Source organism: Streptomyces endophyticus (assembly GCF_035798155.1).
Taxonomy (GTDB): domain Bacteria; phylum Actinomycetota; class Actinomycetes; order Streptomycetales; family Streptomycetaceae; genus Streptomyces; species Streptomyces endophyticus.
Genome location: NZ_JAOZYC010000021.1, coordinates 1 through 12548, shown reverse-complemented (window position 1 = coordinate 12548; position 12548 = coordinate 1). Strand labels below are relative to the sequence as shown.

Here is a 12548-nt window from a genome sequence, read left to right as displayed (position 1 = left end):
GCAGTCCGTCTACCCGGACGTCCGCGACACGGCGGGCCTGGCCCGCTCCTGCGCCGAGGGCCGCGCCCTGGGCTTCCTCGGCCGCACGGCGATCCACCCCCGCCAGCTCCCGGTGATCGAGGAGGCCTTCCGCCCCACGGAGGCGGAGATCGCGGCGGCCCGGGAGATCGTCTGCGCCGCGGCCACCGAGGCGGGCGCCCTGGCCCTGCCTGACGGCCGGTTCGTCGACGCGGCGGTGGTGGCGGCCGCCCGCAGGACGCTGCGGCTGGCCCGGACGGGCCCGTCCGGCGACTGACGACAAAGGGCGCCGAACCACATGGCCCGGCGCCCTCAAGACGGAAAACCGTCAGCTCTTCTTGAGCTCCACCTCGTCCTTGGTCCCGTCCTTGCCCTCGTCCTTGCCCTCGTCCTTGGTCCCGTCCTTGGCCTCGGCGTCCGCCTCGGCGGCGTCGTCCCCGGCACCCGGTTCGACGATCTCTTCGCGTCCGGGCCGCTTCCGCGAGGACACCACCATGTAGATCACGGCGAGCACGAAGACACCCAGCGCCGTCCAGTCGTTGAGCCGCAGGCCGAGGATGTGGTGCGCGTCGTCCACGCGCATGTACTCGATCCAGAATCGGCCTACGCAGTACGACGCGACGTACAGCGCGAACGCCCGCCCGTGCCCGAGCTTGAACTTCCGGTCCGCCCAGATGACGAGCAGCGCGACGCCGATGCACCACAGCGACTCGTACAGGAACGTCGGGTGGTACGTGCCCGGCACCCGTCCGTCCGTGTCCGAGGTGATCTTGAGGGCCCACGGCACATCGGTGGCCCGGCCGTACAGCTCCTGGTTGAACCAGTTGCCCCAGCGGCCGATGGCCTGGGCGAGGGCGATACCGGGCGCGATCGCGTCGGCGTAGGCCGGCAGCGGGACGCCGCGGCGACGGGCCCCGATCCAGGCGCCGACCGCGCCGAGCGCGATGGCACCCCAGATACCGAGGCCCCCTTCCCAGACCTTGAAGGCGTCCACCCAGTCACGGCCCTCGCTGAAGTACAGCTGGTAGTCCGTGATCACGTGGTAGAGGCGACCGCCGACCAGGCCGAAGGGCACCGCCCAGACGGCGATGTCGGCGACCGTGCCGGCCCGCCCGCCGCGGGCGATCCAGCGTCTGTTGCCGAGCCAGACGGCCACGAAGACGCCGATGATGATGCAGAACGCGTAGCCGCGCAGCGGGATCGGGCCGAGATAGACGACCCCGCTGGACGGGCTGGGAATGAAGGCAAGTTCCATGGCAGGTCCGACGCTACCGTGCCGGGCCGCGGGCACGGCGGGCAGCCCGGCAACGGCTGCGTAACGGCTCCGACTACTTGTTCGCCTCCTCGACCATCTTCTTGAACTTGGCCGGGGTCAGGCTCTGGTCGCTCAGGATGTCCTTGCCGTTGAGCCGGACCGTCGGGGTGCCGGAGTACTTGGCGTCCTGGAACGCCTTGTACGACTTGTTCACCCAGCTGTCGTGCGTCCCCTTGTTCACACACGACTTGAACGTGCCGGTGTCCAGGCCGCCGACCTTTCCGGCGAGCTCGATCAGCTTGTCGTTGTTCGCGAAGGCGTCGTCGGTCTCCTCGGGCTGGTTCTCGTACAGCACGTCGTGGTAGTCGCGGAACTTCCCGGCGGTCTGCGAGCACGCCGCCGCGTTGGCCGCGCGCAGCGAGCCGCTGCCCTGCATGTTCGCGTCGATCAGCGTGACGAGGTGGTACTGCACCCGGAGCTCACCGGCGTCGGCCAGGTCGTGGATCGTCGAGCGGTAGGTGTCCTCGAAGGTCTTGCAGGCGGGGCAGCGGAAGTCCTCCCAGATCTCCAGTGTCGACTTCGCGCTCGCCTTGCCGACGGGGATCGCCAAGTCGTCCTTGCCGTCGGCTCCCTTCGGCGCGACGACGGGTCCCGCCGCCGCGTCGCTACCGGAACTGTCGTCGCCCGAATTCGCGGCGACCACCCCGATCACCGCGGCCAGGCCGAGCACACACACCACGGTCGCGCCCACGATCAATGTCCTGCGCCGCTTCTCAGCGGACTTCTGCTTCTGGCGCTCGGCGGCAAGGCGTTCGCGGGCCGCGCGCTTTCCCTCTCGGTTCTTCTCGCTCACACCAGCGCCAACGAACCGGGAAGGCGCGAGCGTGCCTTCCCGGTCCGGTTTCCATCCGTATGGGTGACGTAACTCCCTGTTACTACGAGGGGTGTTACGCCTTGTCCCTTACGCCCGCGGCGAGTTCACCGGCGAGGGCGCGCACTGCTTCGAGCCCGGCCTTCTCGTCCGGGGCGTCCAGCATCCGCTTCACGAACGCCGAGCCGACGATGACTCCGTCCGCGAAGCCGGCGACCTCCCTGGCCTGCTCCGCGTTGGAGACGCCGAGGCCCACGCAGACCGGAAGGTCGGTCGTGGCCTTGGTGCGCCCGACGAGCTCCTTGGCCTGGTTGCCGACGGACACGCGGGTGCCGGTGACGCCCATCAGGGACGCCGCGTACACGAAGCCCGAACCGGCCGCCGTGATGGTGGCCAGGCGCTCGTCCTTGCTGCTGGGCGCGACGACGAAGACGGTCGCGAGACCGTGCTTGTCGGCGTGCTCGCGCCACACCGCCGACTCCTGCACCGGCAGGTCGGGGAGGATGCAGCCCGCGCCGCCCGCCTCGGCGAGCTCGGCGGTGAACCGCTCGATGCCGTAGCGGTCGATGGGGTTCCAGTACGTCATGACGAGGACCGGCTTGCCGGTGGCCTCGTGCGCCTCGCGCACGGTGCGCATGACGTCCTTGATCTTCAGGCCGCCGCGCAGCGCGATGTCGTCGGCGGTCTGGATGACCGGGCCGTCGAGCACCGGGTCGGAGTGCGGCAGGCCCACCTCGACCACGTCGGCGCCGCCGTCGAAGACGGCCTTGATCGCCTCGATGCCGCCGTCGACGGTCGGGAAACCGGCGGGCAGGTAGGCGATGAGGGCGGAGCGGCCCTCGGCCTTCGCGCCGGCCAGGGTGTCGTTCAACAGCTCGATGTTCCCGCTCACTTGGAGCCCTCCTCGTCGGAGCCGTCGTACAGGCCGAAGTAGCGGGCCGCGGTGTCCATGTCCTTGTCGCCGCGCCCGGACAGGTTGATGATGATCAGCCCGTCCTTGCCCAGCTCCTTGCCGACGTCGAGCGCGCCCGCGAGCGCGTGCGCCGACTCGATGGCCGGGATGATGCCCTCGGTCTGCGACAGCAGGCGCAGTGCCTGCATCGCGGCGTCGTCCGTGACCGCGCGGTACTCGCCGCGGCCCGAGTCCTTGAGGTAGGCGTGCTCGGGGCCGATGCCCGGGTAGTCCAGGCCCGCCGAGATCGAGTACGGCTCGGTGATCTGGCCCTCCTCGTCCTGGAGGACGTAGGAGCGGGAGCCGTGCAGGATGCCGGGCTCGCCCGCGCTGAGCGTCGCCGCGTGCTCGCCGGTCTCGATGCCGTGCCCGGCCGGCTCGCAGCCGATCAGGCGGACGTCGGCGTCCGGGATGAACGCGTGGAACAGGCCGATGGCGTTGGAGCCGCCGCCGACGCAGGCGACGGCGGCGTCGGGCAGCCGGCCGACGCGCTCCAGGATCTGGCGGCGCGCCTCGACGCCGATGACCCGGTGGAAGTCGCGGACCATGGCCGGGAACGGGTGCGGGCCCGCGACCGTGCCGAACAGGTAGTGCGTGTCGTCGACGTTGGCGACCCAGTCGCGGAACGCCTCGTTGATGGCGTCCTTGAGGGTGCGGGAGCCGGACTTCACGGCCTCGACCTCGGCGCCGAGCATCCGCATCCGGGCCACGTTCAGGGCCTGGCGCTCGGTGTCGATCTCGCCCATGTAGATCTTGCACTCGAGGCCGAGCAGCGCGCAGGCGGTGGCCGTCGCGACGCCGTGCTGGCCCGCGCCGGTCTCGGCGATGACGCGGGTCTTGCCCATCCGCTTGGTGAGCAGGGCCTGGCCGAGCACGTTGTTGATCTTGTGCGAGCCGGTGTGGTTCAGGTCCTCGCGCTTGAGGAAGACGCGGGCGCCACCGGCGTGCTCGGCGAACCGGGGCACCTCGGTGAGGGCCGAGGGGCGGCCGGTGTAGTTGACCATGAGGTCGTCGAGCTCGGCGGCGAAGGCCGGGTCGTTCTTGGCCTTGTCGTACTCGACGGCGACCTCGTCCACGGCGGCGACCAGCGCCTCCGGGATGAACTTGCCGCCGAACGCGCCGAAGTAGCCCTCGGCGCTGGGGATGTGACCCTCCGGGTCAGGGATGAAGTAGTCGCTGGACATGCGTGTGCCTCACGGTAGGTGTGTGATCACTAAAAGCCGTGGGACGTGCGGAGTCACGCAGGTGACGGTTGCCCGTTCTCCGCGCTCCGCGACGGAGTCGCACATCGATGCGGCTCCGCGCCCCTTATAGGGGCGCTCTGCCATCGCATTCCGTTGATCTGGCCCGGCTCCGCGCCGATGTGGTAGCGGACCCGGCGGCCCCGCACACGCCTCGCCGGCGCGCGGCAGCCGCGGGGGCGGCAGCCGGGAGCGAGGCGGGAGGCGATGGGCATGGGGTGAGTTTACCGTCCGTGCCGCAGGGCGGGGTGGGCGCCGGCGGCGACGAGGTCGGCGACGGCCGACTTCGGGTCACGGCCGGTCACCAGGGACTCGCCGACGAGGACGGCGTCCGCCCCCGCGTTGGCGTACGCGATCAGGTCGTGCGGGCCGCGCACACCGGACTCGGCCACCTTGACGATGTGGTCCGGGATGTCCGGGGCGACGCGCTCGAAGGTGCCGCGGTCGACCGAAAGGTCCTTGAGATTGCGGGTGTTGATGCCGATGATCTTGGCCCCGGCGTCGATCGCGCGCTCCACCTCGTCCTCGTCGTGCGCCTCGACGAGCGGCGTGAGGCCGATGGACACGGCACGCTCGATGAGGGACTCGAGGGCGGGCTGCTCCAGGGCCGCGACGATCAGCAGCGCGAGGTCGGCGCCGTACGCGCGGGCCTCCCACAGCTGGTACGACGTGACGATGAAGTCCTTGCGCAGGATCGGGATGTCGACCTTGGCGCGGACGGCCTCGAGGTCGGCGAGCGAGCCGCCGAAGCGGCGCTGCTCGGTGAGGACGGAGATGACGGCCGCGCCGCCCGCCTCGTAGTCGGCGGCGAGGGCGGCAGGGTCGGCGATCGCGGCGAGCGCGCCCTTGGAGGGGCTCGACCGCTTGACCTCGCAGATCACCTTGACGCCTTCGCCCTTGAGCGCGGCCACTCCGTCCTTGGCCGGGCGAGCCTTCGCCGCGCGATCCTTGAGCTCGTCGAGGCTGACGCGCGCCTGCCGCTCCGCAAGGTCGGCACGGACTCCGTCGATGATCTCGTCGAGCACACTCACGCGAGCAGACTCCTTTCCGGGCATCCCCTGGGTGTTCATCTGGTCTTTGTGAATGGTATCCGGCGAAGGGCGAAGGTCCCGCATCCGGTTGACGCCGGTCCCACTACCTGGACAAACGCAGTTGATCAAGGGCTTAGGAAGCCACCGAACGGCAGGTTCCGGACAACGGTGAAGGCGAGCACGACCCCGCCGAGGACCCACAGCTGCGCACGGCCGAGCGCGAGGCCCACCGCCCGGCCACGGGCCGCCCGCACCGCCCAGACCGTCCAGACCACGGCGAACAGCGCGTAGCCGACCACGGCGAGGGCATTGGCCCCGAACGCGCCCGCGAGGTCCCCGTGCGCGACCGCGTGGGCGCTGCGCAGGCCGCCGCAGCCGGGGCAGTACGCGCCGGTGAGCTGGAGGAACGGGCAGGCCGGGTAGTGGCCGGGCTCATTGGGGTCGACGGCGCCCACATAGGCGAAGGCGAGGGCGACGCCGCCGAGCACGCCCAGCGGGACGGCGAGCCGGCGCAGGGCGCCGAAGCGGGCGGGGGCGGTGTCGGTCGTCTCCACGGTCACCCGTGAATTCTGCATCCGCGGGCCCGGGACCGCTCCCCGGGAAACACGAAAGGGGTGGGACGGCCGGTCGGTCGGCCGCTCCACCCCTTTCGTGGGTATGTGCGAGGGCTCAGGCCCCCGAGCCCGCGGGCTGCGCCGCTCCGGTGGACTTGAGCTGCAGCTCGGCACGCCTCGGCTTGCCCATGCCCATGGCGCTCATCACGCCGCCGACGATCGGGGCGATGGCGAGCAGAGCCATGCCGACCCAGAAGCCGACCGGCTGCACCATCACCATGAAGGCGCCCGCGACACAGAAACCAATGAAGGCGATGATGACACCGGTCCAGGCGGCCGGGGTGTGTCCGTGGCTGCTGTCCGCCATGGCTTGCTCCTCGTTGCTTATGGCCTATGCGTACGTATGACGTACGACGTTCCCATCTATTGTCCCGCACGCACGAGCAAGCTCGGAACGCGGGGTCAGCGCCTATGCGCCGGTCGGGTCCTCGCCGCGGTCGAGGGCCTTCCAGAGTTCCTCGGGGCGCTCCGGGTCCACGGCCTTGCGGCGGCTCTTCGGGGCGCCGGAGCGCTCGTAGCGGCCGCCCATCGACGGCCAGGCCGCGCCGTAGACCACGGCGAGGATCCCGGCGATCAGGATGAGTGCGCCGCCGACCGCGGAGACGTACGGCCATGCGGTGTTGCTGAGCGCGTGGATGGTGGCGGAGGCGTCACCCGCGGCCTGCCCGGCCTTCTCGTCGAGCGCGGCGCTGTCGCCCGCGCCGAGCACGGCGGCGGCGACGGCGCCCGCGCCGCTGAGCGCGAGCAGGAGGGCGACCAGGACGCGGCCGACCTTGCGGACCGCGAAGACGGCGACGAGCGCGGCGAGACCCACTATGGCGAGGGCCGCGGGGACGCCCGTGACGTCGCTGCCCTTCGCGGTCAGCGGCAGCTTGCCGCCCGCGACGGCGGCGACGCCCGAGCACCACTCCTGCCGGGAGGCGAGCAGGGCGATCGCGGCTCCCGCGGCCCCGCAGAGCAGGGCGACGGCGAGGCTTCGCCGGCCGTTCGGCGAGGAAGCAGCCGGCTCGGCCGACTCGGCGGCATCGGTACGGGGGTGCGGTACAGCAGTCACGTACTCCACTATCGCCTGTCTGTACGGGTTTACGTGAGCCGGGGCCCGGAGTCGTGCGTCACGTCACAGGGCGTTCCTGCTCACATCCGGTTCGCGGTGTGTACGGCGCGCAGCACCGCCGCCGCCTTGTTGCGGCACTCGGTGTCCTCGGCGACCGGGTCGGAGTCGGCGACGACACCCGCGCCCGCCTGCACGTATGCGGTGCCCTCGCGCAGCAGCGCGGTGCGGATGGCGATGGCCGTGTCCGAGTCCCCGGCGAAGTCGAGGTAGCCGACACAGCCGCCGTAGACGCCGCGGCGCGACGGCTCCAGCTCGTCGATGATCTGCAGCGCGCGCGGCTTGGGCGCGCCGGACAGCGTGCCGGCCGGGAAGCAGGAGGTCAGCACGTCGAAGGCGGTGTGTCCCTCGGCGACGGTGCCCGTCACGGTCGAGACGATGTGCATGACGTGCGAGTACTTCTCGATGGACATGAAGTCGACGACCTCGACGGAACCGGGCTCGCAGACCCGTCCCAGGTCGTTGCGCCCGAGGTCGACGAGCATCAGGTGCTCGGCCCGCTCCTTGGGGTCGCCGAGCAGCTCCTCGGCGAGGTCGTGGTCCTCCTGCGGCGTCGCGCCGCGCGGCCGGGTCCCGGCGATCGGGTGCACCATGGCGCGCCCCTCCTCGACCTTGACGAGGGCCTCCGGCGAGGAGCCGACGACGTCGAACCCGTCGAAGCGGAACAGGTACATGTACGGGGACGGGTTCGTGGCCCGCAGCACCCGGTAGACGTCCAACGCGCTTGCGGTGCAAGGGGTTTCGAAGCGCTGGGAGGGGACGACCTGGAAGGCCTCGCCCGCCCGGATGCGCTCCTTGATGTCCTCGACGGCGTCCTGGTACTGCTTGCCGCCCCACAGCGCGGTGAACTCCGGGAGCTCGGACGGCGGGAGCGCGGCGGGGGCGGACTCGACCGGCTTGGCGAGGTCGGCCTCCATGGCGTCGAGGCGGGCGACGGCGTCGGCGTAGGCCTCGTCGACGCCGGTCTCCAGGTCGTTGTGGTTGATCGCGTTGGCGATCAGCAGAACCGACCCGTCCCAGTGGTCGAGCACGGCGAGATCGCTGGTGAGCAGCATCGTCAGCTCGGGCAGCTTGAGGTCGTCGCGCTCCCCCGGGCCGACCTTCTCCAGACGGCGCACGATGTCGTACCCCAGATAGCCGACCATGCCTCCGGTGAACGGGGGCAGGCCCTCGTAGCGCGGGGTGTGCAGCGTCTGCACGGTGGCGCGCAGGGCGGCGAGCGGGTCGCCGTCGACCGGGACGCCGACGGGGGGCGTGCCCAGCCAGTGGGCCTGCCCGTCGCGCTCGGTCAGCGTGCCCGCCGAGCGCACGCCGACGAACGAATAGCGGGACCAGGAGCGGCCGTTCTCCGCGGACTCCAGGAGGAACGTGCCGGGCCGCTCGCCGGCGAGCTTGCGGTACAGACCGACGGGCGTGTCACCGTCCGCGAGGAGCTTGCGGCTGACGGGGATCACTCGGCGGTCGGTCGCGAGCTTGCGGAAGGTCTCGAGGTCCATGGCAGGAGCCTACTTCCGTCCGGGGGACGCCCCGCGCGCCTGGTCGAGGGGTGGACGACGCCCCGCTAGAAGGGAGCGGTGACGAAGACCAAGAGCCACCGAAACCCCCGCATGGCGAGCGCCCTGTCCGGCATCGCCCTCGCCGCCGTCGCCGTGACCACGCTGACCGGCGCCGCTCCCGCCCCCGGCGACTGGGCCGCGCCCGCTCCCGGCGACGTCGAGGCGCGGGTCGAGGCCGCGGGCCTGGAGATGCTCGACTCCGAGAAGCTGACCATGCACATCCACCCCCACCTCACCGTGTACGCGGGCGGCCGCCAGGTGACCGTCCCCGCCGACATCGGCATCGACCGCTCCGGCAAGAAGCCCCGCTTCAGCCCACTGCACACGCACGACACCAGCGGCACCGTGCACGTGGAGTCGGCCCAGTGGCAGGACTTCACGCTCGGACAGTTCCTCACGGAGTGGGGCGTGCGCCCCATGTGCCAGGCCGAGGTCGACGGCACCCCGGTGGCCGGGGACCCGGCCCGGATCGTCTTCCGGGACCGTCAGGAGATCACGCTGCGCTGCCGCTGACCGGCAGCTCGTCGCGGTCGAAGCAGGTCCGGGCGCCGGTGTGGCAGGCGGCGCCCACCTGGTCGACCTTCACGAGCACGGTGTCGGCGTCGCAGTCGAGGGCGACCGACTTCACGTGCTGGAAGTGACCCGAGGTGTCGCCCTTGACCCAGTACTCCTGGCGGCTGCGCGACCAGTACGTGCACCGTCCGGTGGTCAGGGTGCGGTGCAGCGCCTCGTCGTCCATCCAGCCGAGCATGAGCACCTCGCCGGTGTCGTACTGCTGGGCGATGGCGGGCACCAAACCGTCGGCGCTCCGCTTGAGGCGGGCGGCGATGGCCGGGTCGAGGCTGCTGCTGGGCACGGGAGCGCTGGTCATATAGACCATTGTGCCGCGCCGAGTCGAACGTCCACTGTCCGGTGCGGCGCGGCCGGTCGTAGGCTGGCGGCATGTCGACCCATGCCAAGCGTGAACGACTTCTGCTCGCCGATCTGTTGGAGGCGTCGGGTCCGGACGCCCCCACCCTCTGTGAGGGCTGGAACACCCGGGACCTCGCGGCGCACGTGGTGGTGCGCGAGCGCCGCCCGGACGCCGCGGGCGGCATCCTCGTCAAACAGCTCGCGTCGCGGCTGGAACGGGTGCAGGCCGAGTTCGCGGAGAAGCCGTACGAAGAGCTGATCCAGCTGATCCGCACCGGGCCGCCGCGCTTCTCGCCCTTCTCTCTCAAGCAGATCGACGAGGCGTCGAACGCGATCGAGTTCTTCGTCCACACCGAGGACGTCCGCCGTGCGCAGCCCGACTGGACGCCGCGCGAGCTCGACCCGGTCTTCGCCGACGTCCTGTGGTCGCGCCTGGAGCGGATGGCGCGGGTGATGGGCCGCAAGGCGCCCGTCGGCCTGGTGCTGCGCCGTCCCGACGGCCAGACGGCGGTGGCCCACCGCGGCGCCCCCGTGGTCACGGTCACGGGCGCGCCCTCGGAGCTGGTGATGTTCGCGTTCGGCCGGCAGGAGGCGGCGGACGTGGAGATGGACGGCGAGAAGTCGGCGGTCGACCGGCTCACGGAGACGAAGGCGCTGGGGCTCTGACCTCCTGGGGCGCCAGCCGGTGCGCGCTGAGGGCGAGCCCCAGTTCGACGAGGTCCGCGGGGCGGGCGAGGCTGCGTCCCGTGAGCTGTTCGCAGCGGCGCAGCCGGTTCAGGACCGTGTTGCGGTGGCAGTAGAGGCGGGCGGCGGCGCGCTGCGCGGAGCCGTCGCAGTCCAGCCAGGCCGTGAGCGTGTCGAGCAGCAGGGTCCGGTCGGCCGGCGGCAGGGCGAGCAGCGGGCCGAGCACGCGGCCGGCGAGGATCCGGCCGAGCGCGGGCGCGGCGGCGACGAGCGCGGCGGGCAGCTGCTCGTCCAGGAGTACGGTGCCGCCGCTCTGCGGGCAGATGCGCAGCGCGGTCTCGGCGTGCCGCCGGGCGCCGCCCACCGCGGCGAGCCCCTCGACGGCGGGGCTGATGCCGACGCGCAGACCGGGCCCCGGGCAGCAGAACTCCCTTAGTGCGGCGGCGAGTTGGTCCGCTTCCAGTTCCCCGAGGTCGACAATGGCGCGTTCGGCCTCGGCGGCGGTGTGCCACACGGCCCGTACGCCGGGCGGCAGGGTGGGCCGCGGCGCGCCCCGGCTGCCGCCGACGGCGATCAGTACCGCGTACCGGCCGCGTTCCGGCAGGTCGAGCGCGGTGGCGGCGTCGGGCAGGTCGGAGATGCGGATCGCGCCGTCGAGGAGGGCGGCGGCCATCAGGCGGCGCCGGTTCTCGCGGCGCCAGGTGAGTTCGCGTTCGGCGCGCCGATAGGACGCGGCGACGTGCGTGCAGTGCTCGTCGACGAAATTCCACACGTCAACGGCGAGATGGACCAGCAGATGCGCGTCCTCGGGGTGCCGCAGGGTCACCTCGTCGACGAGCGCCTGCCAGACCAGGGCGCCGCCGAGCCGGAAGGCGTGCGACACGGCGTCGAGCGGAAACCCGCGGGCCGCGCGTTCGGCGCCGATCCGGGCGGAGCAGGCGCGGGCGGCGTCCCGGTTGCGCGGAGGATCGAGCAGCGAGGCGACGCTGAGCCGCAACGAGCGCTGGATCTCCGCGTGTACGTCGCCGGGGTCGGCATCGAGCGCGGCACGGTAGGCCGGCTCCTGCTCGTACAGCTGGGCCGTCAACCGCTCGGTGAGCACGGGGAGTTGGCCGAGGAGCGGCCTCGCGGCACGCCGCAGGACGGCGACCGCGTCCGACCCGGCGCCGGCCCGGGCGGGAGGTCGGGGACGTACGAGATGCGCGGGCATGGCGGTCCTCCACGGCTCGGCTCACGAGTCCGCAGAATGGCATACCGTCCGGTCGGTCTCCAGCCCTCGGAAGAAACCCGCAGGTCACCGTATGCCTGCGCCTCAGGGTTCCGTGCGGTCGACCAGACGGGCCAGTTCGACGCGGGAGCGGATGCCGAGCCGGTCGAAGACGTTGCGCAGATGGTGGTCCACCGTGCGGGGGCTCACCGAGAGGCGGCGGGCGACCTCGCGGTTGGTCTCGCCCTGCGCGACACACCGGGCGATGCGCAACTGTTGAGGCGTCAACTCGGCGAGCCGGCCCGGCGGTTCACTGTCGACCGGGGACTCGCCCGTGGCACGCAGTTCGGCCGCAGCCTGCGCCGCCCAGACCGTCGCGCCGCACCGTTCGAAGGCCACCAGGGCGTCACGCAGCAACGTACGGGCACGCGCCGGACGACGGGTGCGGCGCAGCCACTTGCCGTAGAGGGCGAGGGTGCGGGCCCGCTCGAAATCGCCGCCCGCCCGCTCGTGCCGGGTCAGGGACTCCTCGAAGCGGGACTCGGCCGTCGCCGGATCACCCGCCGCCAACAGGGCCCGGCAGCGCGCGAGTTGTGCCGGAGCGAGCGGGTCGTGGCCGCGTTGGGCCCACACCGTGAACTCGCCGACCGCGCCCTGCGCCCCGCCCGGCTCGCCCGCGAGCACCGCCGCCTCCACCAGGCAGGGCACGGCCAGCATCCGGATGCCGAAGTGCCCCCGCCGTGGGCCACGGCCGATGAGCGGCCCGAGCCGGGCGGCCGCCCGCGCCGCGTCGCCGCGCGCCAGGTCCGCGCGGGCCAGGGCCCATTGGGCGAGCGTCGCGGCCTGTACGAGCCCGTGCCGGTCGGCGACGTGCTGCGCGGCGGCGGCATGCCGGGCGACGGTGTCGACGTCGCGGTCGAGCGAGGCGACGAGGGCGAGGACGGCGTGCTGGTGCGCGAGCACGTTGCGCTGCCCTGCGGCGAGCGCGGCCCTGACCCCCTCCTCGGCGTGGGCGCGAGCGCGGACGTGCCGCCCGGAGCGCAGCTCACCGTAGGCGAGCAGTTCGAGGGCGCGCGGCAGTTCGGCCCCCGCGTCC

16 protein-coding genes are annotated in these 12548 nt (G+C 72.2%); 3 read left to right on the top strand and 13 right to left on the bottom strand.

Translation table 11 applies throughout. The features are described 5' to 3' along the window. The coding region (locus tag OKJ99_RS04695; RefSeq protein WP_326014455.1) for an HpcH/HpaI aldolase/citrate lyase family protein at positions 1 to 295 on the top strand (295 nt) is incomplete at its 5' end. A 51-nt stretch (positions 296 to 346) separates the two neighbouring features. Here OKJ99_RS04695 and lgt read toward each other — a convergent pair. The 10 genes from lgt to OKJ99_RS04650 form a co-directional block, all read right to left on the bottom strand. Further along, positions 347 to 1273: a prolipoprotein diacylglyceryl transferase gene (gene lgt / locus OKJ99_RS04690; protein ID WP_326014454.1), complete on the bottom strand. Its 927-nt coding sequence runs from the start codon at positions 1271 to 1273 to the stop codon at positions 347 to 349. Between the two features lie 73 nt (positions 1274 to 1346). Continuing rightward, entirely contained in the window at positions 1347 to 2126 is a 780-nt protein-coding gene (locus OKJ99_RS04685) for a DsbA family protein (protein WP_326014453.1), read from the bottom strand. Positions 2127 to 2220: 94 nt separating this feature from the next. Continuing rightward, positions 2221 to 3036 carry a tryptophan synthase subunit alpha gene (gene trpA, locus OKJ99_RS04680; protein WP_326014452.1) on the bottom strand — a complete coding sequence of 272 codons (816 nt, stop codon included), beginning with the start codon at positions 3034 to 3036 and terminating at the stop codon, positions 2221 to 2223. Then, a complete protein-coding gene (gene trpB / locus OKJ99_RS04675) occupies positions 3033 to 4280 on the bottom strand; it encodes a tryptophan synthase subunit beta (RefSeq protein ID WP_326014451.1) in 1248 nt (415 codons plus the stop codon). The genes trpA and trpB overlap by 4 nt, the downstream gene beginning before the upstream one ends. A gap of 53 nt (positions 4281 to 4333) precedes the next feature. Next, on the bottom strand, positions 4334 to 4552 hold the full coding sequence (trpM, locus tag OKJ99_RS43720; RefSeq protein WP_407700643.1) for a tryptophan biosynthesis modulator TrpM: 219 nt from the start codon (positions 4550 to 4552) through the stop codon (positions 4334 to 4336). Positions 4553 to 4561: 9 nt separating this feature from the next. Further along, positions 4562 to 5368 (bottom strand): indole-3-glycerol phosphate synthase TrpC, encoded by an 807-nt coding sequence (gene trpC / locus OKJ99_RS04670; RefSeq protein ID WP_326014450.1) that lies wholly within the window; start codon positions 5366 to 5368, stop codon positions 4562 to 4564. A 125-nt stretch (positions 5369 to 5493) separates the two neighbouring features. Then, a complete protein-coding gene (locus OKJ99_RS04665) occupies positions 5494 to 5943 on the bottom strand; it encodes a DUF2752 domain-containing protein (RefSeq protein WP_326014449.1) in 450 nt (149 codons plus the stop codon). Positions 5944 to 6037: 94 nt separating this feature from the next. Further along, positions 6038 to 6289, bottom strand: coding sequence for an HGxxPAAW family protein (locus OKJ99_RS04660; RefSeq protein ID WP_326014448.1), 252 nt, complete (start codon positions 6287 to 6289; stop codon positions 6038 to 6040). A gap of 102 nt (positions 6290 to 6391) precedes the next feature. Continuing rightward, positions 6392 to 7045, bottom strand: coding sequence for a TIGR02234 family membrane protein (locus tag OKJ99_RS04655; protein WP_326014447.1), 654 nt, complete (start codon positions 7043 to 7045; stop codon positions 6392 to 6394). 71 nt (positions 7046 to 7116) lie between these two features. Further along, on the bottom strand, positions 7117 to 8589 hold the full coding sequence (locus tag OKJ99_RS04650) for an anthranilate synthase component I (RefSeq protein ID WP_326014446.1): 1473 nt from the start codon (positions 8587 to 8589) through the stop codon (positions 7117 to 7119). Positions 8590 to 8667: 78 nt separating this feature from the next. Between OKJ99_RS04650 and OKJ99_RS04645 the strand changes: the two genes are divergently transcribed. Further along, positions 8668 to 9162, top strand: a complete 495-nt coding sequence (locus OKJ99_RS04645; protein WP_326014445.1) for a hypothetical protein — start codon at positions 8668 to 8670, stop codon at positions 9160 to 9162. On the opposite strand, the gene hisI is transcribed toward OKJ99_RS04645, so the two are convergent. Continuing rightward, a complete protein-coding gene (gene hisI / locus OKJ99_RS04640) occupies positions 9143 to 9520 on the bottom strand; it encodes a phosphoribosyl-AMP cyclohydrolase (RefSeq protein ID WP_326014444.1) in 378 nt (125 codons plus the stop codon). The genes OKJ99_RS04645 and hisI overlap by 20 nt on opposite strands. 71 nt (positions 9521 to 9591) lie before the next feature. Between hisI and OKJ99_RS04635 the strand changes: the two genes are divergently transcribed. Continuing rightward, on the top strand, positions 9592 to 10227 hold the full coding sequence (locus tag OKJ99_RS04635) for a TIGR03085 family metal-binding protein (protein WP_326014443.1): 636 nt from the start codon (positions 9592 to 9594) through the stop codon (positions 10225 to 10227). Here OKJ99_RS04635 and OKJ99_RS04630 read toward each other — a convergent pair. Together OKJ99_RS04630 and OKJ99_RS04625 are read right to left on the bottom strand one after the other, a co-directional pair. After that, complete coding sequence (locus tag OKJ99_RS04630) at positions 10199 to 11455, bottom strand: PucR family transcriptional regulator (RefSeq protein ID WP_326014442.1); 1257 nt, start codon at positions 11453 to 11455, stop codon at positions 10199 to 10201. The two genes, OKJ99_RS04635 and OKJ99_RS04630, sit on opposite strands and share 29 nt — an antisense overlap. Positions 11456 to 11557: 102 nt before the next feature. After that, positions 11558 to 12548, bottom strand: a 991-nt coding sequence (locus OKJ99_RS04625; protein WP_326014441.1) for a helix-turn-helix transcriptional regulator, incomplete at its 5' end; no start/stop codon positions are given.

Bases quoted from the DNA above. Each gene is read 5' to 3' on its own strand.
- OKJ99_RS04635 (WP_326014443.1), top strand. From the start codon at position 9,592: ATGTCGACCCATGCCAAGCGTGAACGACTTCTGCTCGCCGATCTGTTG.
- OKJ99_RS04660 (WP_326014448.1), bottom strand. From the start codon at position 6,289: ATGGCGGACAGCAGCCACGGACACACCCCGGCCGCCTGGACCGGTGTC.
- hisI (WP_326014444.1), bottom strand. From the start codon at position 9,520: ATGACCAGCGCTCCCGTGCCCAGCAGCAGCCTCGACCCGGCCATCGCC.
- trpM (WP_407700643.1), bottom strand. From the start codon at position 4,552: ATGCCCATCGCCTCCCGCCTCGCTCCCGGCTGCCGCCCCCGCGGCTGC.
- lgt (WP_326014454.1), bottom strand. From the start codon at position 1,273: ATGGAACTTGCCTTCATTCCCAGCCCGTCCAGCGGGGTCGTCTATCTC.
- OKJ99_RS04630 (WP_326014442.1), bottom strand. From the start codon at position 11,455: ATGCCCGCGCATCTCGTACGTCCCCGACCTCCCGCCCGGGCCGGCGCC.
- OKJ99_RS04665 (WP_326014449.1), bottom strand. From the start codon at position 5,943: ATGCAGAATTCACGGGTGACCGTGGAGACGACCGACACCGCCCCCGCC.
- trpB (WP_326014451.1), bottom strand. From the start codon at position 4,280: ATGTCCAGCGACTACTTCATCCCTGACCCGGAGGGTCACATCCCCAGC.
- OKJ99_RS04650 (WP_326014446.1), bottom strand. From the start codon at position 8,589: ATGGACCTCGAGACCTTCCGCAAGCTCGCGACCGACCGCCGAGTGATC.